The sequence below is a fragment of the Kutzneria kofuensis genome (assembly GCF_014203355.1).
Lineage (GTDB): Bacteria > Actinomycetota > Actinomycetes > Mycobacteriales > Pseudonocardiaceae > Kutzneria > Kutzneria kofuensis.
Genome location: NZ_JACHIR010000001.1, coordinates 7,265,184 through 7,289,423, shown reverse-complemented (window position 1 = coordinate 7,289,423; position 24,240 = coordinate 7,265,184). Strand labels below are relative to the sequence as shown.

Below are 24,240 nucleotides of genomic sequence, written 5' to 3'. Positions count from 1 at the left end.
TAATAGAACGTGTTTCAGTTACGCGGACTGCTCCAGGCGGGCGACGGGCGTCCGAGTGAGCGTCCCAGCCCGACCACCCCCGCCGCGACGTGCCCATAACGTGAAAATGAAACACGTTCCGATCGTGTAAGTTGGGTGCGACAACAACCACAGCAGGGGGCTCGATGGCTGCGACGCCACGCCAGATCGCCGAGGAGGAACTCGGCTCGTCGGCCCAGCGGGACCGGCGGCGGCGAATCATCGACGCGACGATCGCGCTGGCTTCCAAGGGCGGCTTCGAGGCCGTCCAGATGCGGGCCGTCGCCGAGCGGGCGGACGTCGCGCTCGGCACGCTGTACCGGTACTTCCCGTCCAAGATCCACCTGTTGGTGTCGGGGCTGGGGGCGCAGCTGGACCGGGCGCTGGACCGGATGCAGCGCGCGCCGATCCCGGGCGACACCCGCGGCGAGCGGATGTTGTACGTGCTGAGCCGGATCACCCGGAACATGCAGCGGGACCCGCACCTGGCCGAGGCGATGACCCGGGCGTTCATGTTCGCCGACACCTCCGCGGCGACCGAGGTCGATCTCGTGGCGCGGCAGCTGGAGGAGCTGTTCACGCTGGCGCTCGGCAAGGACGAGCCGTCCGAGGAGGACAAGGCCATCGCCCGGGTGATCGGGGACGTGTGGCTGTCCAACCTCGTCGCCTGGGTGACGCGGCGGGCGTCGGCCACCGACGTCACCAACCGCCTGGAGCTGACCGTCCGGCTGCTGATGCGGGACTAGCGTCGGCGGGGTGACGCGCACCCTGCTCCGCTTCCTACCGATCAGGCCAGCACTCGCCGGGCCACATCGTCGACGGCGGCGCGCAACGACGCCAGGTCGTGATCCACCAGGACTCCGTCTCGCTTGACGACTCGGCCGTCCACCAGAACGGTTCGGACGTCCGCGACACCGGCCGTGGCCACGATCCCGCCGGGCACCAGGTCGAACGGCAGGTGACCGAAACCGTCGAGCAGCACGATGTCGGCGCGCTTGCCGACCTCCAGCGAGCCGACGACGTCGCCGAGGCCGATGGCCCGCGCGCCGGCGGCGGTGGCGGAACCCAACAGTGCGCCGGCGGCCAGCGAGGAACCGCGGAGCCGTTCCAGCCACAGGGCGGCGCGCATCTGCTCGAACATGTCGGCAGCGGAGTTGATCACGACGTCGACGCCCAATGCGGGAGTGCCACCGAAGGCGGTGAAGCGGCCGTAGACGGGGGCGCCGTGGCCCATCATGGACTCCACCGGCGGGGTGGCGGTCAGCCCGCAGCCGGCGTCGGCGAGCATGCGCAGTTCCTCGTCGGTGCAGGCGTTGCCGTGCACGAAGTGCAGGTCCGGCCCCAACAAATCGGCCAGCCGGGCGACGGCCCCGGCCTCGGTCACGTGCATGGTGGTCGTCAACCCCAGCGACCGGGCCACCGAGATGTCACGAGCGTTGTCCGCAAAGGACAGAGCCGGCCCGAACGAAGCGACGGCACCGGTGACGAGCCCCGACGAAGCGAACCGAGGGGCGTCCCCGGGTGAAGCGCCGTACACGGCCCGGATGCCGGCCTCCCGCAAGGCCTCGACCTCGGGCTCGAAAGCGCCGCCGTGGCCCCAGTCCAGAACGGTCGTGACGCCGGCGTTCAACGCCTCGACGGCCCCGAGCAGCACCGCCGCCCGGACCTCGGCCGGCGTGAGAACCATGCGCGGCAACACCTCGGACAGGAACGCGCCGAGCGTCAGATCGGCCCCGCTCCCCCGCATCGGCGCCTGCACCAGGTGCCGATGGGTGTCCACGAACCCCGGCAGCACCACCAGCCCGCGCGCGTCGATCGCCTCCGGGGTTTCGAAGGCGCCGACTCCCGCGATCACCCCGCCGTCGACCAGCACGTCGGCGACGCCGACACCGAGCACGTGCCCACCCTTGATCACCAACACGATAAACCTCCAGAGAAAGCTTTTCTGAAAGCTATACCGAAAGCTTTCTCGACGCAAGCTACCCTGAGTGACATGCGGGACGTGGTCGACGGCATCCTCGACGCCTGGCGCGGCCAGCTGCCCGAGATCGCCGGCATCGAACTGGAGCTGTCCAAGCGCGCCGGCCGGCTGTACACGCTGCTGTCCGAGGCGACCGACACCGAGCTGGCCCGGTTCGGCCTGACCAAGGCGGAGTACGACGTGCTCGCCGTGCTGCGCTCCCAGGGCAAGCCCTACCGCCTCCGCCCCACCGACCTGTCGGCCCGGCTGCTGCTCTCCTCCGGCGGCACCAGCAACGTGCTGCGCCGGCTGGCCGGCGCGGGCCTGATCGCCCGTGAGGCCGACCCGGCGGACGCCCGCAGCAGCTGGGTCCGGCTCACGCGAGAAGGCGTGGACACGGCCGAAGCCGCGGTCCGGGCCAGCACCGAGGCGCAGCGCACCCGGCTCAGGTCCTTGCCACCGGACACCGCACGGGCCGCCGCGGACGTGCTGCGCGAGGTGTTGCTCGCCCTGGGCGACAGCCCGGCCTGACCAGCGCGGCGCGACCACCCTGATTCGCATCCGACCCCGACGACAGGGCACGATCACTCCATCATGACGCTCACCGACCAGCTGCCCGGCGACAACGACCCGGACGCCCTCTACGAGGCCTTCTCCGCCTGGGCGGACGGGCAGGGCCTGTCGCTCTACCCGCACCAGCAGGAGGCGCTGATCGAGGTCGTCTCCGGCTCGAACGTCATCCTCAGCACGCCGACCGGCTCCGGCAAGAGCCTGGTCGCGGCCGGCGCGCACTTCGCGGCCCTGGCCAACGGCGTGCGGACGTTCTACACGGCGCCGATCAAGGCGCTGGTGTCGGAGAAGTTCTTCGCGCTGTGCGAGACGTTCGGCGCGGACAAGGTCGGCATGCTCACCGGCGACGCCAGCGTCAACGAGACGGCGCCGATCATCTGCTGCACCGCGGAGATCCTGGCCAACATCGCGCTGCGCGACGGCGCGGACGCCGACGTCGGCCAGGTCGTGATGGACGAGTTCCACTTCTACTCGGAGCCGGACCGCGGCTGGGCCTGGCAGGTGCCGCTGCTGGAGCTGCCGCGGGCGCAGTTCGTGCTGATGTCGGCCACGCTCGGCGACGTCACCCGGTTCGAGAAGGATCTCACCCGCCGCACCGGCCGCGCGACCGCCGTGGTCAAGAACGCGGAACGGCCGGTGCCGCTGCACTTCAGCTACGTCCTGACGCCGCTGCAGGAGACTCTCGAGGAGCTGCTGCAGACCAAGCAGGCGCCGGTCTACGTGGTGCACTTCACCCAGGCGGCGGCGATCGAGCGCGCGCAGGCGCTGATGAGCATCAACGTCTCCACCCGCGCGGAGAAGGACGCGATCGCCGAGCTGATCGGGCGGTTCCGGTTCAGCTCCGGCTTCGGCAAGACACTGTCCCGGCTGGTCCGGCACGGCATCGGCGTGCACCACGCCGGCATGCTGCCGAAGTACCGGCGGCTGGTGGAGCGGCTGGCCCAGGCCGGCCTACTCAAGATCATCTGTGGCACGGACACCCTCGGCGTCGGCATCAACGTGCCGATCCGGACCGTGCTGTTCACGGCCCTGTCCAAGTACGACGGCGTACGCACCCGCCACCTCAAGGCCCGCGAGTTCCACCAGATCGCCGGCCGGGCCGGCCGCGCCGGCTACGACACCGTCGGCATGGTCGTGGTGCAGGCGCCGGAACACGTCGTGGAGAACGAGAAGGCCCTGGCCAAGGCCGGCGACGACCCGAAGAAGCGACGCAAGGTCGTGCGCAAGAAGCCGCCCGAGGGCTTCGTGTCCTGGGGCGAGGCCACGTTCACCCGGCTGGTCGAGGCCGAGCCGGAGCCGCTGACCTCCAGCTTCCAGGTCAGCCACTCCATGCTGCTCAACGTGATCGGCCGGCCCGGCGACGCGTTCAAGGCGATGCGACACCTGCTGGAGGACAACCACGAGGACCGCAAGTCGCAGATCCGGCTGATCCGGCGGGCCATCGCCATGTACCGGGCGCTGCTGGCGGCCGGCGTGGTGGAGAAGCTGGACGAGCCCGACGAGCAGGGCCGCACCATCCGCATCACCGTCGACCTGCAGCTGGACTTCGCCCTGAACCAGCCGCTGTCGCCGCTGGCGCTGGCGGCGGTGGACCTGCTCGACCGCGAGTCGCCGACGTACGCGCTGGACGTGGTGTCGATCATCGAGGCGACCCTGGACGACCCGCGCCAGGTGCTGTCGGCGCAGCAGTTCAAGGCGCGCGGCGACGCCGTGAACGCGATGAAGGCCGAGGGCATCGAGTACGACGAGCGGATGGCGCTGCTGGAGGACGTCACCTACCCGAAGCCGCTGGAGGAGCTGCTGGGCGCCGCGTACGACACGTATCGGCGCGGCCACCCGTGGGTGCTCGACCACCACCTGTCGCCGAAGGCCGTCGTCCGCGACATGTTCGAGCGGGCCATGACCTTCACCGAGTACATCGGCTTCTACCAGCTGGCCCGGTCCGAGGGCCTGGTGCTGCGCTACCTCGCCGACGCGTTCAAGGCGCTGCGGCAGACCGTGCCGGACGAGGCCAAGACCGAGGAGCTCACCGACCTGGTGGAGTGGCTCGGCGAACTGGTCCGGCAGGTCGACTCCAGCCTCATCGACGAGTGGGAGAAGCTGGCCAACCCCGAGGAGCAGCTGGAGCAGCAGCCGATCGACGAGCGGCCGCCCGCGGTCACCACCAACGAGCGGGCGTTCCGGGTGCTGGTGCGCAACGCCATGTTCCGGCGGGTCGAGCTGGCCGCGCTGCGCCGCTACGACATCCTGGGCGAGCTGGACGCCGAGTACGGCTGGGACGCGGTGGCGTGGCGGGACGCTCTCGAGCCGTACTTCGACGAGTACGACCGGATCGGCACCGGCCCGAACGCCCGCGGGCCGCAGCTGCTGCAGATCACCGTCGAACCGGAGCGCTGGCTGGTCCGGCAGGTGTTCGACGATCCGGACGGCGACCACGACTGGGGCATCGCCGCCGAGGTGGACCTGCTCGGGTCCGACGAGTCCGGGACGGCGGCGATCACCGTCACGGATGTCGGACCCCTGACGACCGCCTGACGCTCGGCCGTCCACCTGAAGGAGGCTCCGGCCCCCACCCGGCGGGTCGGAACCTCCTTCAGGGCGCTCCTGTCCGGTCCTCCCCGACCGGTCAGGAGATCGCGGCGTCGACCCGGCGCTCGATCAGCTCGAGCACCCGCTCCGGGTCGAGCCCCGGTTGGAGCGCGGCCAATGCCTTGACCGCCTCCAGGGCGGCGGTGGCCATCGCCTCGGCCCGGCCGGCCCGCACGCTCGACCGCACGAGCCACTCCGGAAAGGAGTAGGTCTCGTGGCTGGTCGGGTCGCCCGGGTCGTGCTCCGGGTTGATCAGCCGCCAGCCGTTCAGCGCGCTGATCATCGTGGCCGGCAGCGCCTGGAGGGACTCGTCGAGTCCCGCTACGGCCGCCGCCACGTCCTGCGATGCCATCTCCTCGCCCCTTCTCCCCGTGATGTGCCCAGTCCCCCCGGGCACGGCAATGGTGCTGCCTGACCGGTGGTCACAACATCCGGGAAACCCCGTACATCCCGAAGTACGGATGTAGGCTCAGTATTTGATACTCTAAATACGTGGTTCCCGAAACAGTCGAACCGGGCACGGTCGTCGCCAGGCTGGCCAGGGTCACCGAGCGTGCGCTGGCCCGCGTGGAGCTGACGCTGCCGCAGTACCGGATGCTGTCCGTGCTGACGTCGGCAAATCCGTCGACGGCGTCGCGGGTGGCGTGGATGCTGTCGGTCAAGCCGGCCACCGTCACGGCGGTGATGGACGGCCTGGTCGCGGGCGGCTACGTCCGGCGGGAACCCGATCCGAACGACCGGCGCAAGATCGCGCACGTCGTCACCGACACCGGCCGGGAGCTGCTGGACGCGGCGAACGCGCAGATCCGGGGCCATCTGACCGGGCTGGCCGCGTTCCTCGACGAGGAGCAGGCCGAGCAGGCGATGGCCGCGCTGTCGCTGTGGCACCAGGCGCTGGTGAATGCCAGGAAAGCAGAATGGGCCGCCCGCGAGGGCGCGCAGAGGGGGGAATGCAGGTGAGCAAGACCTATCCGCCGCCGACGGCCGTGATCGACCCCGATCCGAGCCGGTCCTGGCTGCGGCGGGCGTGGCCGCTGGTCAAGGCACACCGGCTGATGTTCGGCACCGCGCTGGTGTCGTCCGCGATCGGCCTGCTGGTCGCCGTGCAGGTGCCGAAGCTGATCCAGGACGCCCTGGACAACTCGATCGTGACCAACCGGGTGCCGCTGTCGGAGTACCTGTGGTGGCTGGTCGGGTTGACCGCGGTGATGCTGATCGCCGGCTTCCTCGCGCGGCAGCTGCTGTTCCGCACCGCGTACAAGATCGAGTACGATCTGCGCAACATCATGTACGAGCACCTGACCGGCCTGTCCTTCCCGTTCTACGACCGGGTGCAGACCGGGCAGCTGATCTCCCGGGCCAACTCCGACATCCGGTCGGTGCAGATGTACCTGGCGTTCGCGCCGTTCATGCTGGTGCAGTGCGCCATCTCGCTGGTCTCCTTCGGCTACATGCTGGCGATCAGCGTGCCGCTGGCGATCGTGGCCATGCTGCCGATGCCGCTGGTGTTCCTGACCTCTCGGCGCATGCAGCGCTCGATGTTCCCGGTGTCATGGCTGATCCAGGCCCGCCTGGCGGACGTGGCGACCGTGGTCGACGAGAACGTCAACGGCGCCCGCGTGGTGAAGTCGTTCGCGGCCGAACGGCGTCAGCTGTCGCTGCTGCAGAAGGCGGCGATCAAGGTTCGCTGGGCGTACATCAAGGACGCCGACCTGCGGGCGCGGTGGACCCCGGCGGTGCAGAACCTGCCGCGGGTGGGCATGGCGATCGTGCTGGTGTTCGGCGGGTACCTCGCCATTCAGGGGGTGCTGGGGGTCGGCGCCATCCTGGCGTTCAACTCGTACCTGCTGATGCTGCAGGTGCCGTTCCAGATGCTCGGCATGCTGATCATGATGGGTCAGCGGGCGTCGGCGTCGGCCAAGCGGCTGTACGAGGTGCTCGACGAGAAGCCGGAGATCGTGGACGCCCCGTCGGCCGTCGAGCTGACGGACGCCCGGGGCGACGTCGAGTTCCGGGACGTGCGGTTCGGCTACGGCGACGGGCCCGATGTGCTGAACGGATTGTCGCTGCGGCTCGGCAGCGGGGAAACCGTTGCGCTGGTTGGCCGGACCGGCAGCGGAAAGTCCACCGTGGCCAGGCTGCTGCCGCGTTTCTACGACGTGCGCGCGGGTTCCGTCACCGTGGACGGGCACGACGTGCGGGAGGTGACCCTGCACAGCCTGCGGGACACCGTCGGCATCGTGCTGGACGAGCCGTTCCTGTTCTCCGCCTCCGTGCGGGACAACATCGCCTACGGACGGCCGGACGCGGACATCACCGACATCGAGCGGGTGGCCCGGCTGGCCGGCGCGCACGAGTTCATCATGGGGCTGTCCGAGGGCTACGACACCGTGATCGGCGAGCGCGGCTACACCCTGTCCGGCGGGCAGCGGCAGCGGCTCGCGATCGCCCGGACGTTGCTGGTGAACCCGCCGGTGCTGGTGCTCGACGACGCCACCAGCGCCATCGACGTCCAGGTGGAGCAGGAGATCCACGCCGGGCTGCGGACGCTGTTCGCCGGACGGACCACGTTGATCATCGCGCACCGGCTGTCCACCATCAGCCTCGCCGACCGGGTGGTGCTGCTGGACGGCGGGGAGATCGTCGCCGACGGCACCCATGCCGAGCTGTTGGAGAACACGCCGCTGTACGCCGAGGTGTTGGCGCAGGCCAACGAGAGTGTCGAGGAACTGGGGGGTGTGGCGCGATGACGTTTCCCGGAGGTGGCGGCGGCATGTTCGGCGCCGGGCGGGCCGGCGCGGCCGGGCTGCCGTTCGCGGGCGTGCCGTCGGAGATGCAGGCCGGGGTGGACAAGCTGCTGGCGACCGAGCCCGAGCACCCGGAGCCGGAGGTCGTCTTCGAGCACGGGCGGCCCGATCCCGACGGCTCTCGGCTGAGCCTTCGGCGCCTGGTGCGGCCGTACTGGGCGATGTCGCTGCTGGCCGGCGTGCTCGTGGTCGTGGAGGCGTTGACCCTGCAGGCCGGTCCGAAGCTGACCCAGATCGGCATCGACGACGGCATCATCGCCCGCAACTTCGGCGTGTTGGTGCTGGTCGCCGTCGCGTTCCTGGTCAGCCTGCTGCTCACCGGGTTCGCGCAGGCCGCGCGGGTCAAGGTGACCGGGCGGATCGCCGCGTGGGTGATGAACGACCTGCGGGTGCGGGTCTTCACCCAGCTGCAGCGGCTGTCGCTGGACTTCTACACCGGCGAGAAGGCCGGCGTGATCATGACCCGGATGACCAGCGACATCGAGAACCTGCAGCAGCTGCTGCAGGACGGTCTCGTGCAGTTCGCCATCCAGGGCCTGACCATGGTCGTGGTGACCGCCATCCTGTTCACCTTCGACGTGCGGCTGGCGCTGATCACCGTCGTGCTGGTGGTGCCGATTCTCACCGTGATGTCCCTGTGGTTCCACCGCGCCTCCAGCAAGGGCTACATCCGGGTTCGGGACAACATCGCCGCCGTGCTCGCCGACCTTTCCGAGAGCCTGCAGGGTGTTCGCATCGTCACCGCGCACAACCGGCAGCGGCACAACACCGAGCACCACCGTCAGGTCACCGGCAGGTACTACGAGACCAACGTCCAAACCGGACGGATCAACTCCATCTACGGACCGGGCACCCAGGTCGTCGGCGTGGCCGGGCAGCTCGCGCTGCTGGCGATCGGCGCCGGCATGGTCGCGGCCGGTCAGCTCACCATCGGCGAGCTGGTCGCCTTCCTGCTGTACCTCGGGGCTTTCTTCCAGCCCATTCAGCAGCTGGTGCAGCTGTACAGCACGTACCAGCAGGGGCAGTCGTCCATCACCAAGCTGAAGTCGTTGCTGGGCACGACCCCCGACGTCGTCGAGGCCCCCGGCGCCGTCGACCTGCCGCCCGTGCAGGGCCAGATCACCTTCGACGACGTCACCTTCGGCTACGACTCTTCTCGGCCGGTGATTTCGGGAGTGTCGTTGGACATTCGCGCCGGCGAGACCGTGGCCTTCGTCGGCCCCACCGGCGCCGGCAAGTCCACTTTGGCCAAGCTCGTCACCCGCTTCTACGACCCCACTTCCGGGCGGGTACTCATCGACGGCCACGATCTCCGTGATGTCCGCATCGAGTCCCTTCGCCGCCAGCTCGGTGTCGTGCCCCAGGAGCCGTTCCTGTTCGCCGGGCCGCTCCGTGACAACATCCGCTTCGCCTCCCCCGACGCTTCCGACGACGAGGTCTGGGCCGCCCTCCGCGCCGTCGGTCTGGTCGAGGTCGTCGAGCGGATGCCCCAGGGTCTCGACACCGTCGTCCAGGAGCGGGGCCAGTCCCTCTCCTCCGGCGAACGTCAGCTGGTGGCCCTGGCCCGCGCCTTCCTGGCCCAGCCTCGCGTGTTGGTCCTGGACGAGGCCACCTCCAACCTGGACCTCCAGTCCGAGACCAAGATCGAGGACGCCCTGGACGTCCTCCTGGAGCAGCGCACCGCCATCCTCATCGCGCACCGCCTGTCCACCGCCATGAAGGCCGACCGCATCGTCGTCGTCGACGACGGCCGCATCGTCGAGGTCGGCTCCCACGACCAGCTCGTCGCCGCCGGCGGCAAGTACACCCAGATGTACGCCACCTGGACCAGCCAAGCCGCCGAGGTCCACTGAGCACCCCGGCGAGTCACGCTCCAAGGCACGCCGAATGTCGGTCTCGGGCATGTGCCGGAAAACGACATTCGGTGTGTCCGAGAGCGTGACTCGCCGGGGTGGCTAGGGTGTCCGGCGTGACGAACATGTCCCGTTGGTCGGACGAGAACGGCGGCCTGGACTACGGGCTCCTGGTGCTGCGGCTGATGCTGGCGGTCGCGATGGGGGCGCACGGGCTGATGCAGGTGTTCGGCCTGTTCGGCGGCCCGGGCATGGCGAGGTTCGGCACGCTGCTGCAGGGGTACGGCTTCAGCCGCAACATCGAGTTCCTGACCTGGTTGACGGGGATCACCGAGGTGGCGGGGGCGGTGCTGCTGGTGCTGGGCCTGTTCACGCCGCTGGCAGCGGCGGGCCTGCTGGGGGTGGGCATCAGCGCGGTGCGGGCGAAGTGGACGGGCGGGTTCACCCAGGGCGAGGGCTTCGAGCTGGAGCTCACCCTGACGGTGATCGCGTTCGCTCTGCTCCTGACCGGTCCGGGCTGGTACGCGCTGGACCGGCACACGGCCTGGCGGCGCAAGCCCCTGGGCTTCGCGATCGGCGGCATCATCGTGGCCGTGGGTGGGGCAGTGGCGGTCAGTTCGCTCTTCTGACGCCGGGTCCGGCCAGAATGGGACCCATGGATGATCAGCTGGTGGAGCTGGCCGACGCCCACGGGGTGGCCACCTGGTACGAGGGCAGCGAGCGGCGCCGGGTGGAGGTGCCGGCCGACGTGGTGGTCTCGGTGCTGGCCAAGCTCGGCGTGAAGGCGGACACACCGGAAGCGATCCGCGAGGCGTTGGCCGAGGTCAAGCGGGACGAGCTGCCGCCGACGATCGTGCTGCGCGCCGGCGAGACAAGGCCCCTCCCCACAACCGCCACGATCCGCACCGAAGACGGCCGGACCATCCAGACCGACGAGGTCCCCGGCGACCTGCCGCTGGGCTGGCACACGCTGACCACCGGCGACCGGGAGATCACGCTGGTGGTGGCCCCGAAGAGCCTGCCGGAGCCGCCGAGGACCTGGGGCTGGATGCTGCAGCTGTACGCGATGCACTCCCGCGACTCCTGGGGCGTGGGCGACCTCGCGGACCTCCGAGACTTCGTCACGTGGTCGAGGGAGACGGGCGCGGGGGTGGTGCTGCTGAACCCGATGCACGCGGTGGCGCCGGTGCACCCGATCCAGCCCTCGCCGTACTCCCCCTCCAGCCGCCGGCACACGAACCCGGTGTACATCCGCGTGACGGACACGAGGGAGTACCTCGAAGCGGATGACGCCACGAAGGCGGCCGTCGATGCGCTGAAGCCGGACCAGGCGACGGAGCTGATCGACTACGACCAGGTCTGGGACGCGAACATCGCGGCGCTTGAGCTGCTGAAGCCGAAGGAACGGCGAGAAGGCGACGACTTCGCGACGTACTGCGCGCTGGCGGAGAAGCACGGGGCGGACTACCGGGAATGGCCGGAGGAGCTGCGGCACCCGGACAACCCGGCGGTGCAGGAGCAGGCCGACCCCGACCGGGTCTCCTTCCACGCCTGGCTGCAGGAACTGTGCGACCGGCAGCTGGAAGCGGCCCGGCAGGCGGCGGACGACATGACGGTGGGCATCGTGCACGACCTGCCGGTCGGCGTGGATCCTGGCGGCGCGGACGCCTGGGCGTTGCAGGACGTCCTGGCCCCGGGGGTGACGGTCGGAGCGCCGCCGGACGCGTTCAACCAGCAGGGCCAGAACTGGTCACTGCCGCCGTGGCACCCGCGAAAGCTGGCCGAGGCCGGCTACAAGCCGTACCGAGACCTGCTCCGGGCGGTGTTCCGGCACTCGCAGGGCCTGCGTATCGACCACATCGCGGGCCTGTGGCGGCTGTGGTGGATCCCGGCCGGCGACGCCCGCAAGGGCACGTACGTCCGCTACGACGCTGAGGCGATGACGGGGATCCTCGCGCTGGAGGCGCACCGCGCCAACGCGGTGGTGATCGGCGAGGACCTCGGCACGGTGGAACCGGTCGTCACGGAAACGTTGCACGCCAACAACATGCTGTCCTCGGCGGTGCTGTGGTTCGAGCGGGACGACGACGGCGCCATGCTGCCGCAGCAGGAGTGGCCGGAGCGGGCGGCGGCCAGCATCAGCACCCACGACCTGCCGACGGCGGCGGGCTTCCTGCGCAGCGAGCACGTCCGCGTCAGGGCCGAGCTCAACGTGCTCGCGGGTGACGTGGACGCCGAGTACGCGCAGGCGGCCAAGGAGCGGCGGGAGCTCCAGGCCGTCCTCGACCTCGACGAGTCGGCCGCCGAGGAGGACGTGATCATCGCGATGCACGCCCTGCTGGCCGGCACCCCGTGCCGGCTGGTGCTGGCCTCCCCGTACGACGTGATCGGTGAGACCCGGCAGCCGAATCTACCGGGTACGGTCGACGAGTACCCCAACTGGCGCATCCCGTTCCCGACGAATCTGGCGGCGTTCATGGCGGACCCCCGGGTCCGGCGGGCGGTCGACACGATCGGGCGACGTTGACAGGCGAGGTAGCGTGACGGCATAGAAAGGCTTTTCTATAGACCGGAGGTGGCGCAGTGGCGCGGAGGACCGTCGGCGTGGCCATGAACGGCGTGACCGGCCGCATGGGCTACAACCAGCACCTGCTGCGCTCCGTGCTGGCCATCCGCGAGCAGGGCGGCCTCGCCGTCTCCGACGGCATGGTGATCTGGCCGGAACCGGTGCTCGTCGGCCGCAACGAGGACCGGATCCGGGCGATCGCCGAGCGCCACGGCATCGACCGCTGGACCACGGACGTGGCCAAGGCCCTGGCCGAGCCGGACGTGGAGATCTACTTCGACGCCCAGGTGACCTCCGCCCGCGTGGAGGGCGTCCTCGCCGCGATCGACGCCGGCAAGCACATCTACTGCGAGAAGCCGACCGCCGAGTCACTCGAGGACGCCCTGCACCTGGCCAGGACCGCGACCGCGGCCGGCGTGAAAACCGGCGTGGTGCAGGACAAGCTGTTCCTCCCCGGCCTGCGCAAGCTCAAGCGGCTGGTCGACGGCGGCTTCTTCGGCCGGATCCTGTCCGTGCGCGGCGAGTTCGGCTACTGGGTGTTCGAGGGCGACTGGCAGCCGGCGCAGCGCCCGTCCTGGAACTACCGCGCCGAGGAGGGCGGCGGCATCGTGCTCGACATGTTCTGCCACTGGCAGTACGTGTTACGCGACATCTTCGGCCCGGTCCGCAGCGTGCAAGCGCTTACCGCGACGCACATCCCGCAGCGCGTCGACGAGCGCGGCAACACCTACGCCGCGACCGCCGACGACGCCGCGTACGGCATCTTCGAGCTGGACGGCGGCATCGTCGCGCAGATCAACTCCTCCTGGGCGACCCGGGTGAACCGGGACGAGCTCGTCGAGTTCCATGTGGACGGTACGGAGGGCAGCGCCGTCGCCGGGCTGCGGCACTGCCGCGTGCAACACCGCTCCGCCACGCCGAAGGCGGTGTGGAACCCCGATCTCCCCTCCCCCGTGGACTTCCGCAAGCAGTGGCAGGAAGTTCCGGACAACACCGAGTTCGACAACGGCTTCAAGGAGCAGTGGGAACTGTTCCTGCGGCACGTGGTGCTGGACGAGCCGTGGCACTGGGACCTGCTCGCCGGCGCGCGGGGCGTGCAGCTGGCGGAGCTGGGCCTGAAGTCGGCCGCCGAGGGCCGCCGCATCGCCGTTCCGGAGCTGACGCTGTGAGCGAGCGCGAGGGAACCATCCAGCACTGCGAGCCTGCTCGCGGACCTTCGTACTCCGAGCGTCAGCGAGGAAGGTCCGTGAGCAGCCGGATCATCTTCGCCGCCGCGCACGTCGTCGCCGACCCGGACGACAACACCAAGGTCGACTGGGACGCCACGCTGGCGTTCCGCCGCCACCTCTGGCAGCGCGGGCTGGGTGTCGCCGAGGCGATGGACACCGCGCAGCGCGGCATGGGCCTGGACTGGCCGACCGCCGCCGAGCTGATCAAGCGCTCCGCCGCCGAGGCGGACGGCGGCCTGCTGGCCTGCGGCGCCGGAACCGACCAGCTGACCACGCCGCCGACGAGCCTGGACCAGGTGATCGCGGCGTACACCGAGCAGCTGTCGGTGGTGGAAAGCGCTGGGGCGCAACCGATCCTGATGGCCAGCCGGCAGCTCGCCGCGCTCGCCCGGGATGCCGACGACTATCACGAGGTGTACGGCCGGCTGCTGGGGCAGCTGTCGGACAAGGCGATCCTGCACTGGCTGGGCCCGATGTTCGACCCGGCGCTGACGGGCTACTGGGGCAGCGAGGACCTGGACGAGGCCACCGAGACGTTCCTGGCGGTGATCGAGGCCAACGCCGAGCGCGTCGACGGCGTGAAGATCTCGCTGCTCGACGCCGAACGGGAGATCCAGCTGCGCCGCCGGCTGCCGACGGGCGTGCGCTGCTACACCGGCGACGACTTCAACTACCCGCGGCTGATCGCCGGCGACGAGCACGGCCACAGCGACGCGCTGCTGGGCGTCTTCGACCCGCTCGCGGTCGTCGCCGAGCGGGCGATCGGCCGGCTGGATCTCGGCGACATCGAGGGCTTCCTCGCCACGCTGGAGCCGACGGTTCCGTTGGCACGGCACGTGTTCGAGGCGCCGACCCGGTTCTACAAGACGGGCGTGGTGTTCCTGGCCTGGCTGGGCGGCTACCAGGACCACTTCAGCATGATCGGCGGCCTTGAGACGGCCAGGTCCCGCGAGCACCTGCTGCGCTGCTACGAGCTGGCGGCCGAGCTGGACCTGTTCGCCGATCCGGAGCTGGCCGCACGCAGGGCGGCCCTGCTGTGAGCGAGCTGGCCCGACTCAGCATCAACAGCGAGACGATCAAGCAGTGGTCGCTGGAGGAACTCGTCGCCGGCTGCGTCGAGGCGGGCGTGCCGGGTGTGGCGCCATGGCGGGAACCGGTCGCGGCGTACGGGCTGCAGCGGGCGGCGCGGCTGATCCGGGACGCCGGGCTGGCGGTGACGAGCCTGTGCCGGGGCGGCTTCTACACCGTCGCGGAGCCGACCGCCCGAAAAGCCGCCCTCGACGACAACCGGCGCGCGATCGACGAGGCAGCTGAACTGAACTGTCCAGTACTGGTCCTCGTGTCCGGCGGTCTCGGCGACCAGGACCGGGACCTGAAAGGCGCTCGCATCAGGGTCGCCGAGGCGCTGGCGGAGCTCGCGCCGTATGCCGGCGAGCGCGGAGTGACGCTGGCGATCGAGCCGCTGCACCCGATGTTCTGCTCGGACCGCTGCGTGGTGTCGACGCTGAGCCAGGCGATCGACCTCGCGCTGCCGTTCCCCGCCGAGCAGGTCGGCGTCGTCGTGGACACGTACCACTGCTGGTGGGAGCCCGACCTGGAGGCGCAGATCAGGCGGGCCGGCGAGACCGGACGGCTGGCGCTGTTCCAGGTCGCCGACTGGATCACGCCGCTGCCCGAGGGCGTGCTGCTCGGCCGCGGCCAGCTCGGCGACGGTCACGTGCCGCTGCGGGAGATCCGCCGGCTGGTGGACGCCACCGGGCACGACGGGCCGGTCGAAGTGGAGATCTTCAACGCCGGGATGCGGGCGCGGGACGGGGCCGAGGTGCTCGCGGAGGTCGTCCAGCGATACCGTGATCACCTGGTCTAACGGGACGAAACCGGGGGTCCACATGCCCGTCACGCTGGTCGAGGTGGCCGCCCGCGCCGGCGTGTCGCCGGCCACGGTGTCCCGCGTGCTCAACGGCAACTACCCGGTCGCGGAGAGCACGCGACAGCGGGTGGAGCAGGCCGTGCGCGAGCTGGACTACGTGGTCAACGCGCACGCCCGGGCGCTGCTGCACGCCACCAGCGGCATCGTCGGCGTGGTGCTCAACGACGCGTCGGACCCGTTCTTCGCCGGCATCGCGCGGGGCATCCAGGGAGCGGCGGCGGAGACCAGCCGGCTGTCGGTGATCTGCAACTCCGAGGGCGACCCCGAGCAGGAGTTCGCGTTCCTGGACCTGCTGCGCGGGCACCGGGCGGACGCGGTGATCCTGGTCGGCGCGGCGCCGGAGGACGAGGAGTACCGGGCCGAGGCGACCACGCGGGCCAAGGGCATGCGCAGCAACGGGACGCGGCTGGTGCTGTGCGGGCGGCCCTCCCCCGGGCCGGACGCGCCCGGCGACGTCGTGGAGATCGACAACGGCGGCGGGTCGGCGGCGATCACCCGGCATCTCGTCCAGCTCGGGCACCGCCGCATCGCGTACATCACCGGCCCGGACGGCCGCACCACGACGACGTCCCGGCTGGCCGGCTTCCGCCAGGCGCTGGCCGACTCCGGCGTCGCGGCCGACGAGAACCTGGTGGTGCACGGCGACTTCAGCCGGCAGGCCGGCCGTGAGGCGGTGGAGCAACTGCTCGCCGCCGGCCGCGAGTTCACCGCCGTGCTGGCGGCGAACGACCTGGTCGCGGCGGGTGCGGTGAGCGCGCTGCGGGCGGCGGGGCGGCGGGTGCCGGAGGACGTGTCCGTCGCCGGCTACGACGACCTGCCGACCGCGATGGACGTGTGGCCGAACCTGACGACCGTGCACGTTCCGCTGGAGGAGATCGGGCGCAAGGCCGTGGAGCTGGCGTTCGGCCCCGCCGACACGCAGACCGTGGTCACCGTGCCGACGGAACTGGTGGTCCGGGAGTCCACCGCCGCCGCGCGCTGACACCTTTACAGGGCCAACTCCTCCGGCTCCTCGAACGGCGACGGCCGGGACAGCACCAGGTTCAGCACGACCAGCAGCATGACGACCGCCGCGGTGGCCGGCACGGTCCACGGCGTCAGCGGCGTGAGCAGGATCAGCACGACCGCCACCAGGTGCACGGCGTCCAGCCCGTGCTCCCGGCGAGGCCGCACCTGCAACGCCCAGACGCTGAGCACGTAGACGGCCACCGGCACGGCAATGGCCCAGCCGACGTGGTCGTGGACCTGCACGGCCTCCTCCAGCCCGGCGCCGACGGCCGCCGCCGAGGCGAACACGGCCCAGTGGCTGTAGCCCCAGATGATCGACGTGCGCAGCGAGGTCAGCAGGTAGTGCGCGGGGCGGTCGAAGTACAGCCACCACATGCCGAAGACGATCACCAGGCCGCTCAGCGCGAGGGTGAGCAGCTCGGCGATGCCGTCGCCGGAGTCCAGCGACGCCTGGATGGCGGTGGTGGCGGCCAGCACCGACTCACCCAGCACGATCAGCGTGAACAGGCCGTACCGCTCGGTGATGTGGTGCGGGTGCCAGGTGGTCGGCGCCGCCTGCTCGGCCCACACCGGAACGGCCAGCTCGACCAGCACGAACACGATGAACAGCCAGCTCGGCACCAGCGGCAGGGTCAGCCAGAGCAGCTGCGCGACGAAGATGCCGGCGGCGTAGCGCCGCGCGGTCCTGCGGCGGTCCGGGTCGCCCTGGGCGGCGCGCAGCCACTGGGCGACCATCGCCAGCCGCATCACCACGTAGCCGACGATGATGATGCGCCAGTCGTCGTCGGTGAACACGCGGGGAACGCCGGCGGCCAGGATCAGCACGCCGGTGATCTGCACCAGCGTCGTCGCCCGGTAGACGCCGTCGTCGGTGTCGTAGGCGGAGGCGAACCAGGTGAAGTTCATCCACGCCCACCAGATGGCGTAGAAGATCATGGCGTAGTGCAGGACGCCGGTGCCCGGGTGGTCGCTGCCCAGCGCGTGGTGCAGCTGCGACGCCGCCTGCGAGACGGCGACCACGAAGCAGAGGTCGAAGAACAGCTCCAGCGGGGTCGACACCCGGTGCACCTCGCGCATGCCCCGGGCCCGCATCGGCCGGTACCACGTAGTCACGCCGCATACTCTCGCTCAACCCCGGCGAGTCCCGCTCTCCGACACACCGAATGCGCGCCTGGCGCAGATGACGGAAACCGACATTCGTTGTGACGCTGGGCGGGACTCGCGGGGGCACCGTAGTACCTGGCGGCGGAGTACGCAGTGCGAGAGGGAGTTCCGGGCAAACCTGACCGGGTGAGCGGCCTCGGTGGCCTCCGGCGGAGTTAGCGTTGGGTGCATGTCGGTGCTGTGGGGAATCTCGTTCGACGCGACCCCGATCTCCGGACTCGTGGTCGAGTTCGTGAAGACGGCATCGGTGTTCCGCGACCGCGGCTACCGGGTGCACCTGGATCTGGGCTACGACATCAAGGCCGACAAGAACGCGTTCTTCCGGCCGTACCGGGAGGAATCCTCCGCGCTGCCGGACTGGGTGCGGCTGGACCGGCCGGATTTGGCGGGGATCGAGGGATATCACGGGGGGTTCGTCGCGGCCGTGCTGCGCGAGGTCGTCGGCGCCGGCCGGACGGAACTGCTGCCGCGCGTGGAGGCACTGGCCGAGCGGGTGGCGGACCGGATCGTGGCCGCGTGGCGGCGGGCCGGGGTGACGTTCGTGGTGGTGGAGAACGGCACGCTGCCGGAGAACATCACCTACACCAAGGCGTTGTACCGGGCGATCGAGCGGTACGGGCGCGAGGCCGGGCTGGGGCGGTTCGTGCTGTGGCGCGACCACGACCTGATGTGGCAGAGCGAGCCCGGCACCGGGAAGTACGGCAGCGACCCCTATCCGCACGCCGTCCAGCCCGTCGACTCGCCGCACATCCAGTACGTCGCCCTACACGACGAGGCCAGGCGGAAAACGCTCTCCTGGGCGCGGGGGCTGCACGACATCGCCGTGCTGCCGAACACCTTCGACCACTCGCCGACGCGCCGGAACCCGGGTTTTCGGGAGCACTTCGGCATTCCGGCCGACGCCCCGCTGATCGCCCGCTGCACCAGGGTGATCCCGCAGAAGCGCATCGACCGTGACCTCCACCTGATCGCGTGGCTGCCCGGCGTGCACCTCTTCGTCGCCGGTGACCCGGCCGAGGATCCCGTCGAGTACGAGAACCTGCAGCGGCTGGCCTCGGATCTCGGCGTGACCGACCGCGTGGTGTTCGGCGGCCGGCTGGCGCCGCGCGAGGTGCGGACCGGGCGGGCGTACTCGATCCGGGACCTGTTGGCGGAGGCCACCCTCGCCTCGTTCCTCACCTCGTACGACTACGAGAGCTACGGCAACCCGATCGGTGAGGCGATCGCCTCCAAGGTGCCGTACCTGACCAGCGACTACGAGCTGTACCACACGGTGTACGGCCACCTCGGCTTCCAGGCCCCGATGCTGACCACCGACCGGCCCGACCGGTCCTTTGTGGACAGCGTCGCCGAACTGCTGCTGGACGAAGGGAAGCGTGCGCGCATGGCGGAACACAACCACCGGATCGGCCGGCAGCACTTCGACCGCGACCAGACCGAACAGCTGGTCGACGACATGCTGGCCACCCGGACCCGGCTGTCGGTGGTGCTGCCGGTGTTCAACGAGGCGCACAACCTGCCGGCCGTGCTGGACAGCCTGTACGCCCAGGAGCTGGACAAGGACCTCTACGAGATCGTGCTGGTGGACAACAACTCCACCGACGACACGGTCGCGGTGGCCCGGGCGTTCGCCGCCGCGCACCCGGACCTGAGGATCCACCTGCTCGACGAGCCGGAGCAGGGCGTGGCCTGCGCCCGCAAGGCCGGCATGGACTTCGCCGCCCGGCATCTCGGCCGCGCCGCCGGCACCCGCTACTATCTGGTGTCCGCCGACGCCGACTGCCGGGTGGACCGGCGCTGGCTGCCGGAGCTGTTCCGCACCATGGAGGCCAACAAGGCCGCCATCGGCGTCTGCGACTACTACTACAACCCCGAGCACTTCACCGCGCGCCCCCGGCTCTGGGACGCCATCCAGCGCACCCTGCGCTGCCGGGCCGTGACGTTCGCGCTGTTCGGCGGCTTCCCGGACGGCAAGGGCTTCGCCGTGGACCGGGACGTCTACGAGAAGGTCGGCGGCATCGAGATCTTCTACCAGCTGCACAACGGGCGGTTCGTCAACCACCTGTCCGACGACTGGGACTTCGGCATCCGGGTGCGCGGCTCCGGCGAGGACATCGTGTACGCGCCGACCTCGCGGGTGGAGATCAACCCGCGCCGGGTGGACCACGCCATCGACGAGGTGATCACCGGCCGGGCCTACGGCAACGACGGCATCATCGTGATGCGGGACATCCGCCCCGAGCGGCCCAGCACCCGCGACGTCGACCTGACCGAGGCGGAGGCGCTGCAGGCGTGGGAGTTCTCCATCAAGGACTTCACCCCCAAGAACACCATCCTGCCGCTGCTGCTCACCCCGTCGCTGCTGGACTCGGCCGACGTGATCGAGTTCTTCGGGCCGGACCTGGCACAGCGGCTCCACGCCCGGATCGAGGAGATCGCCGACGAGATGCGGGTCGTCGACTTCACCCCGATCCACGTCTACAAGACGCCGTCCTACCGGCTGTACTTCGAGTTCGCCGACGAGATCTTCGCCCGCCTGCGGGCCAGCGTCGGCGAGGACATCGGCTACCCGCCGCCGCTGCCGGCGGCCTTCGACGAGGTGCCGCCGCAGCGGTTCCGGGAGTTCGTGCGCTACTACTGCGAGGACCGGGAATCCGGCGAGGCGCACAACTACTTCGGCAACGGGGGTGTGTTCTGATGCTGGACGTCCTGCGGCAACCGGAAAACACCCATCTGCTGGAGTACGTCACCCGGGACCCCTTCGGCGCGCACGTGTTCCCCGGCGACACCCCGGACTACTCCCCCGAGGCGTTCCTGGCCGACCTGGACGAGCAGCTGCGGGACACCGCCCCGATCCACCTCTGGTCGTACATCCCGACCTGCGCCTACCGCTGCCGGTTCTGCCAGTACCCGGTCGTGCTGGTCAAGGGCGATCCGGGCAAGCTGACCCAGTGGGTGGACTGGAACATCCGGGAAGCCCTGCTGTGGTTGGAGACCGTGCCGTCGTTGAGCAGCGCGCCGATCGGCGAGTTCAACGTGTTCGGCGGCACGCCGTCGCTGCTGCCGCCCGAGGACATCGCCCGGCTGCTCGACTTCTACCGGTCGCACTTCAATTTCGGCCCGGAGACCACCGTGCGGTTCGAGGGCGACCCGAGCACGTTCACCACCGAGAAGCTGGAGTTGCTGGCGGCCAAGGGATGCACCAAGCTGTCCTGCGGCGTGCAGTCGTTCGACGATCCGGTGCTGAAGCTGAGCGGCCGTGAGCACACGTCCGAGATGTGCGTGGACTTCATCCGGGAGGCGCAGCGGGTCGGGTTCGAGCGGATCAGCATCGACCTGATGTACGGGCTGCTGGACCAGACCGTCGACAGCGTCCGGCGCGATCTCGATGTGGTGCTGGAGACCGGCGTGAACTCGGTGGTGTGCACCAAGTTGCACCTCAAGTCGTACGCCGAGACCCGCACCGGCGTCGCTGGCGAGAAGCCCGCCGCCTGGCAGGTCGACAGCTACCGCGCCCGGCTGGAGAAGGACGGCCACTTCTGGCCGACGCTCGACGAGCAGTACGAGATGCGGGCCGTGCTGACCGAGGGCCTGCGCGCCGCCGGCTACGTCGAGCACCCGACGATGTACTTCGCCGCCGGCGGGATCGGGCCGGAGAAGTGGAAGTCCATCATGGTCGACCAGGACCGGCAGGACGCCGAGGTGGCCATCGGGCTGGGCGGCAGCTCCAGCTGCCGCCGCTCCGAGGCGATCACCGACGTCAACTGGCAGACCTACGCCGCCGCCGTCGAGGCCGGCCGCGTCCCGCTCGGCTCGGCCACCGCGTTCTCCCCCGAGGGCCAGGAGACCCGGGCCATCAAGATGGCCCTGACCACGCTGCAGCCGTTGCGGGACTCCCTGCACCGCAACCGTTTCGGGCGCTCGCTGTTCGACGAGCCCTGGGCCGGCCGGTTCCGCTCGCTGGAAGAGCGCGGCCTCGCCGTGCTCACCCAGGACACGGTGACCCTCACCCCGGCCGGCGAGACACTCGTGGAAGCGATCATCAACACGGAGTTCTGAACCGGCCCGCCGGGTGACGCCCCGTTCCGTCGGCCGGAACACGCGTGGACACGGCCGGGTGCGTTGATCAGACTTGGGCTCCTTGCGCGGTACTCGCCGCGCATGGCCAAGTCGCACGCGGCGACGTGAAGGGATGAGGGCGATGCGTGACGACCACACGATGCTCCAGTCGGTGGTGGTGCTGGACTTGGTGGCGCCGGAGGAGCCGCGGGTCTCGGTCGCGGTCGAACTCCGCTACGACACCCGCGACCCCTACGCCGTCACCGCCGCGTTCCGGGTCCCGCCGACCGGCTCGGTCGTGTGGTGCTTCGCCCGTGACCTGCTCGCCGACGGCCTGATCGCCGAGGCCGGCCTCGGCGACGTCCGCATCCGCCCGGCCGCGGCCGACCCCGCGCTGGTCGACCTCACGATCAGCTCGCCGGCCGGCCTGGCCACGTTCGTCGCCTTCGCGGAGGACTTGGCCGACTTCCTGGACGACACGTACGATCTCGTGCCGCCGGGGGCCGAAGGCCAGTGGGTCAGCGTGGACGACGCGCTGACCACCCTCACGGCCTAGGTGGCGGCGGCCCGGACGCCGAGCGTCACCAGGACGACGGCGGTGACGCGTTTCGCCCAGCGACGGAAGACGTCCGTGCGCGGCAGCTTGCCCAGGAAGAACGCCCACAGGGACAGCCAGACCAACGCCAGCACCGCGTGCGCGGTGACGAGGACGTAGATCTGCCCCGCCAGGTTCTCCTGTGGCGTGACGAATTGCGGCACGAGGGTGAGGCAGATCGACGCGGCCTTGGGGTTGAGGACGTTGGCCAGCAACGCCCGGACATAGGTCGGCTCGGAGCGCGGCTTGGGGGCTTGTGCGCCGCCGGCGAACCACGTCCACAGGCCGAGGCCGATGAGGTACACGGCGCCGACGACGCGGACGACGGTGAAGGCTTCGCTGGACTGCATGACGATCGCCGACAACCCCAGCACCGCCAGCGTCGCGTGCACGTACAGGCCGGTGACGGTGCCGGCGATGACCGGCACCGCGCGGCGCCGGCCGCCCTGGATGAGCAGGGCGACGCTGGCGCCCGGAGTCGCGGTGATCGGGAAAACCGCCGCCAGGAAACCGATCACCGCGTACGGCTGGATCACGCGACCCGGAAGTGCGTGGTGAGCTGGTTGTCCTCGACCACGTGGAACGCCACGCCGGGCGGCTGGTCCCAGTTGTCGAGCGAGCCACCCTCCCACGGCATCCGCAGCGTGTACGTCACCGCGGGCGCGACGATGAGCGGCTTGCCGGCGAAGGTGGTGGCGCAGGCGGTGTGCGCGTGGCCGGCGAGCACGGCGATCACCTGCGGATGGCCCTCGACCAGGGCGGCGAGGCGATCCGGCTCGTGCAGCAGAATCCCGTCCAGGAACGGCTCGTGCATCCGGGCCGGCGGGTGGTGCAGCGCGATCAGCGTCGGTGTCCCGTCCCGCAGGTGGTCGACGATCCAGCCGACCGTCTCGTCGTCGAGGTAGCCGTGCCCCTTGGCCGGCACGGTTCCGTCCACCATCAGGATGTTGAGGCCGGCGATCGTGTGCTGGCGGTTGATCGGACCGCCGGTCGGCTCGTCGCCGAGCAGCGCCTTGCGGTACGGGCCACGCACGTCGTGGTTGCCGGGGCAGGTCAGCACCGGCACCGACACGGTGGCCAGCAGCCCCGCGACCTCCTCGTACTCGGGCTCCGTGCCGTGATCGGCGATGTCGCCGGTGACCAGCAGCGCGTCCACCGGCCGCGCCAGGCCGTTCAGGTAGTCCAGCACCCGCCGGGCCCGGTCCGCCGCCCGCTCGGTGCCGTCCAGATGCAGGTCGCTGATCTGCGCCAACAGTGCCACTCGAAATCCCCCCAACGGAATTTTCCAGGTTTACCGTTAGGCACGGTAGGGTGTCGGCGAGGAGGCGGTCAAGCACGATGCAGGCGCTGGAGTTGGCGAGCACGATCCGGCACGACGGTCACGGCGGCGTCGCCGACGACCTCGCCACCGTCGCGGCGGCACAGCAGTGGCGTCCGGACGTTCCGTGGGACGAAGACCTTCGCCAGGAGCTGGTCACGCTGCGGCGGGCGGTCCGCGCCCTGTTCGCCCGCGCGGTCAGCCCCGGCCCGCCGAGCCCCGCGGACGCCACCCGGCTGATGCCCGTGGACGAGGCGTTGTCCGTGGTGAACAACGCCGCCGCGCTGGACCCGGTCGCGCCGCAACTGTCCTGGTCGGACACTCCATCGGCGAGCCTGCGGTCCGTCCGCGCCGACGCCCGCGCCCGCTTGCTCGCCGGTTACGCGCGGTCCACCATCGAGTTCTTGTCCGGGCCGGACATGGCCAAGCTGACCGCCTGCACGGCGCCGCGCTGCGTCCGGTACTTCGTGAAAACCCACGGTCGCCAGGAGTTCTGCAAGCCCTCGTGCAGCAATCGCGCGCGGGCGGCTCGGTTTTACGACCGTCGGCACGCAGACAGCGGGCGGTGATCGCC

Annotated in this window: 21 protein-coding genes; 16 read left to right on the top strand and 5 right to left on the bottom strand. The window is 70.4% G+C overall.

What is annotated here, in order from left to right; all coding sequences use genetic code 11:
- Positions 1-164 precede the first annotated feature (164 nt).
- Entirely contained in the window at positions 165-764 is a 600-nt protein-coding gene (gene kstR / locus BJ998_RS33280; RefSeq protein WP_184867276.1) for a cholesterol catabolism transcriptional regulator KstR, read from the top strand.
- A gap of 41 nt (positions 765-805) precedes the next feature.
- Here kstR and BJ998_RS33275 read toward each other — a convergent pair whose 3' ends face one another.
- Positions 806-1,939 carry an amidohydrolase family protein gene (locus BJ998_RS33275; protein WP_221338204.1) on the bottom strand — a complete coding sequence of 378 codons (1,134 nt, stop codon included), beginning with the start codon at positions 1,937-1,939 and terminating at the stop codon, positions 806-808.
- A gap of 72 nt (positions 1,940-2,011) precedes the next feature.
- On the opposite strand from BJ998_RS33275, the gene BJ998_RS33270 reads away from it, so the two are divergent.
- The gene (locus BJ998_RS33270) at positions 2,012-2,509 is read left to right on the top strand and encodes a MarR family winged helix-turn-helix transcriptional regulator (protein ID WP_184867275.1); all 498 of its coding nucleotides are present in this window, start codon (positions 2,012-2,014) and stop codon (positions 2,507-2,509) included.
- A gap of 63 nt (positions 2,510-2,572) precedes the next feature.
- A complete protein-coding gene (locus tag BJ998_RS33265; protein WP_184867274.1) occupies positions 2,573-5,083 on the top strand; it encodes a DEAD/DEAH box helicase in 2,511 nt (836 codons plus the stop codon).
- A gap of 91 nt (positions 5,084-5,174) precedes the next feature.
- On the opposite strand, the gene BJ998_RS33260 is transcribed toward BJ998_RS33265, so the two are convergent.
- Entirely contained in the window at positions 5,175-5,489 is a 315-nt protein-coding gene (locus BJ998_RS33260) for a hypothetical protein (RefSeq protein WP_184867273.1), read from the bottom strand.
- Between the two features lie 140 nt (positions 5,490-5,629).
- On the opposite strand from BJ998_RS33260, the gene BJ998_RS33255 reads away from it, so the two are divergent.
- The 9 genes from BJ998_RS33255 to BJ998_RS33215 all read left to right on the top strand — a co-directional run bounded on the left by BJ998_RS33255 (position 5,630) and on the right by BJ998_RS33215 (position 16,504).
- Positions 5,630-6,097, top strand: coding sequence for a MarR family winged helix-turn-helix transcriptional regulator (locus BJ998_RS33255; protein WP_184867272.1), 468 nt, complete (start codon positions 5,630-5,632; stop codon positions 6,095-6,097).
- Positions 6,094-7,887, top strand: coding sequence for an ABC transporter ATP-binding protein (locus tag BJ998_RS33250; protein ID WP_184867271.1), 1,794 nt, complete (start codon positions 6,094-6,096; stop codon positions 7,885-7,887). The genes BJ998_RS33255 and BJ998_RS33250 overlap by 4 nt, the downstream gene beginning before the upstream one ends.
- Positions 7,884-9,797 (top strand): ABC transporter ATP-binding protein, encoded by a 1,914-nt coding sequence (locus tag BJ998_RS33245; protein WP_184867270.1) that lies wholly within the window; start codon positions 7,884-7,886, stop codon positions 9,795-9,797. Before BJ998_RS33250 ends, BJ998_RS33245 begins: the two co-directional genes overlap by 4 nt.
- A gap of 125 nt (positions 9,798-9,922) precedes the next feature.
- A complete protein-coding gene (locus BJ998_RS33240) occupies positions 9,923-10,426 on the top strand; it encodes a DoxX family protein (RefSeq protein ID WP_184869099.1) in 504 nt (167 codons plus the stop codon).
- A gap of 26 nt (positions 10,427-10,452) precedes the next feature.
- A complete protein-coding gene (gene malQ, locus BJ998_RS33235) occupies positions 10,453-12,324 on the top strand; it encodes a 4-alpha-glucanotransferase (protein WP_184867269.1) in 1,872 nt (623 codons plus the stop codon).
- An 83-nt stretch (positions 12,325-12,407) separates the two neighbouring features.
- A complete protein-coding gene (locus tag BJ998_RS33230) occupies positions 12,408-13,532 on the top strand; it encodes a Gfo/Idh/MocA family protein (RefSeq protein ID WP_221339408.1) in 1,125 nt (374 codons plus the stop codon).
- Positions 13,529-14,632 carry a dihydrodipicolinate synthase family protein gene (locus tag BJ998_RS33225; RefSeq protein WP_184867267.1) on the top strand — a complete coding sequence of 368 codons (1,104 nt, stop codon included), beginning with the start codon at positions 13,529-13,531 and terminating at the stop codon, positions 14,630-14,632. The genes BJ998_RS33230 and BJ998_RS33225 overlap by 4 nt, the downstream gene beginning before the upstream one ends.
- Positions 14,629-15,459: a sugar phosphate isomerase/epimerase family protein gene (locus tag BJ998_RS33220; RefSeq protein WP_184867266.1), complete on the top strand. Its 831-nt coding sequence runs from the start codon at positions 14,629-14,631 to the stop codon at positions 15,457-15,459. Before BJ998_RS33225 ends, BJ998_RS33220 begins: the two co-directional genes overlap by 4 nt.
- 22 nt (positions 15,460-15,481) lie before the next feature.
- Positions 15,482-16,504: a LacI family DNA-binding transcriptional regulator gene (locus tag BJ998_RS33215; RefSeq protein WP_184867265.1), complete on the top strand. Its 1,023-nt coding sequence runs from the start codon at positions 15,482-15,484 to the stop codon at positions 16,502-16,504.
- A gap of 5 nt (positions 16,505-16,509) precedes the next feature.
- Here BJ998_RS33215 and BJ998_RS33210 read toward each other — a convergent pair whose 3' ends face one another.
- Positions 16,510-17,643, bottom strand: coding sequence for a low temperature requirement protein A (locus tag BJ998_RS33210; RefSeq protein ID WP_312890443.1), 1,134 nt, complete (start codon positions 17,641-17,643; stop codon positions 16,510-16,512).
- Positions 17,644-17,863: 220 nt separating this feature from the next.
- On the opposite strand from BJ998_RS33210, the gene BJ998_RS33205 reads away from it, so the two are divergent.
- The 3 genes from BJ998_RS33205 to BJ998_RS33195 all read left to right on the top strand — a co-directional run bounded on the left by BJ998_RS33205 (position 17,864) and on the right by BJ998_RS33195 (position 22,309).
- A complete protein-coding gene (locus BJ998_RS33205; protein WP_221338203.1) occupies positions 17,864-20,392 on the top strand; it encodes a glycosyltransferase in 2,529 nt (842 codons plus the stop codon).
- Positions 20,392-21,753, top strand: a complete 1,362-nt coding sequence (locus BJ998_RS33200) for a radical SAM protein (RefSeq protein WP_184867264.1) — start codon at positions 20,392-20,394, stop codon at positions 21,751-21,753. The genes BJ998_RS33205 and BJ998_RS33200 overlap by 1 nt, the downstream gene beginning before the upstream one ends.
- Positions 21,754-21,895: 142 nt before the next feature.
- Complete coding sequence (locus BJ998_RS33195; protein ID WP_184867263.1) at positions 21,896-22,309, top strand: SsgA family sporulation/cell division regulator; 414 nt, start codon at positions 21,896-21,898, stop codon at positions 22,307-22,309.
- Here the strand turns inward: BJ998_RS33195 and BJ998_RS33190 are convergent.
- Positions 22,306-22,884 carry a LysE family translocator gene (locus tag BJ998_RS33190; protein ID WP_184867262.1) on the bottom strand — a complete coding sequence of 193 codons (579 nt, stop codon included), beginning with the start codon at positions 22,882-22,884 and terminating at the stop codon, positions 22,306-22,308. The two genes, BJ998_RS33195 and BJ998_RS33190, sit on opposite strands and share 4 nt — an antisense overlap.
- The gene (locus BJ998_RS33185) at positions 22,881-23,609 is read right to left on the bottom strand and encodes a metallophosphoesterase (protein ID WP_184867261.1); all 729 of its coding nucleotides are present in this window, start codon (positions 23,607-23,609) and stop codon (positions 22,881-22,883) included. The genes BJ998_RS33190 and BJ998_RS33185 overlap by 4 nt, the downstream gene beginning before the upstream one ends.
- A 77-nt stretch (positions 23,610-23,686) precedes the next feature.
- Here BJ998_RS33185 and BJ998_RS33180 point away from each other — a divergent pair, with 77 nt between their 5' ends.
- Positions 23,687-24,235, top strand: a complete 549-nt coding sequence (locus BJ998_RS33180; protein WP_184867260.1) for an ABATE domain-containing protein — start codon at positions 23,687-23,689, stop codon at positions 24,233-24,235.
- Positions 24,236-24,240: the final 5 nt, after the last annotated feature.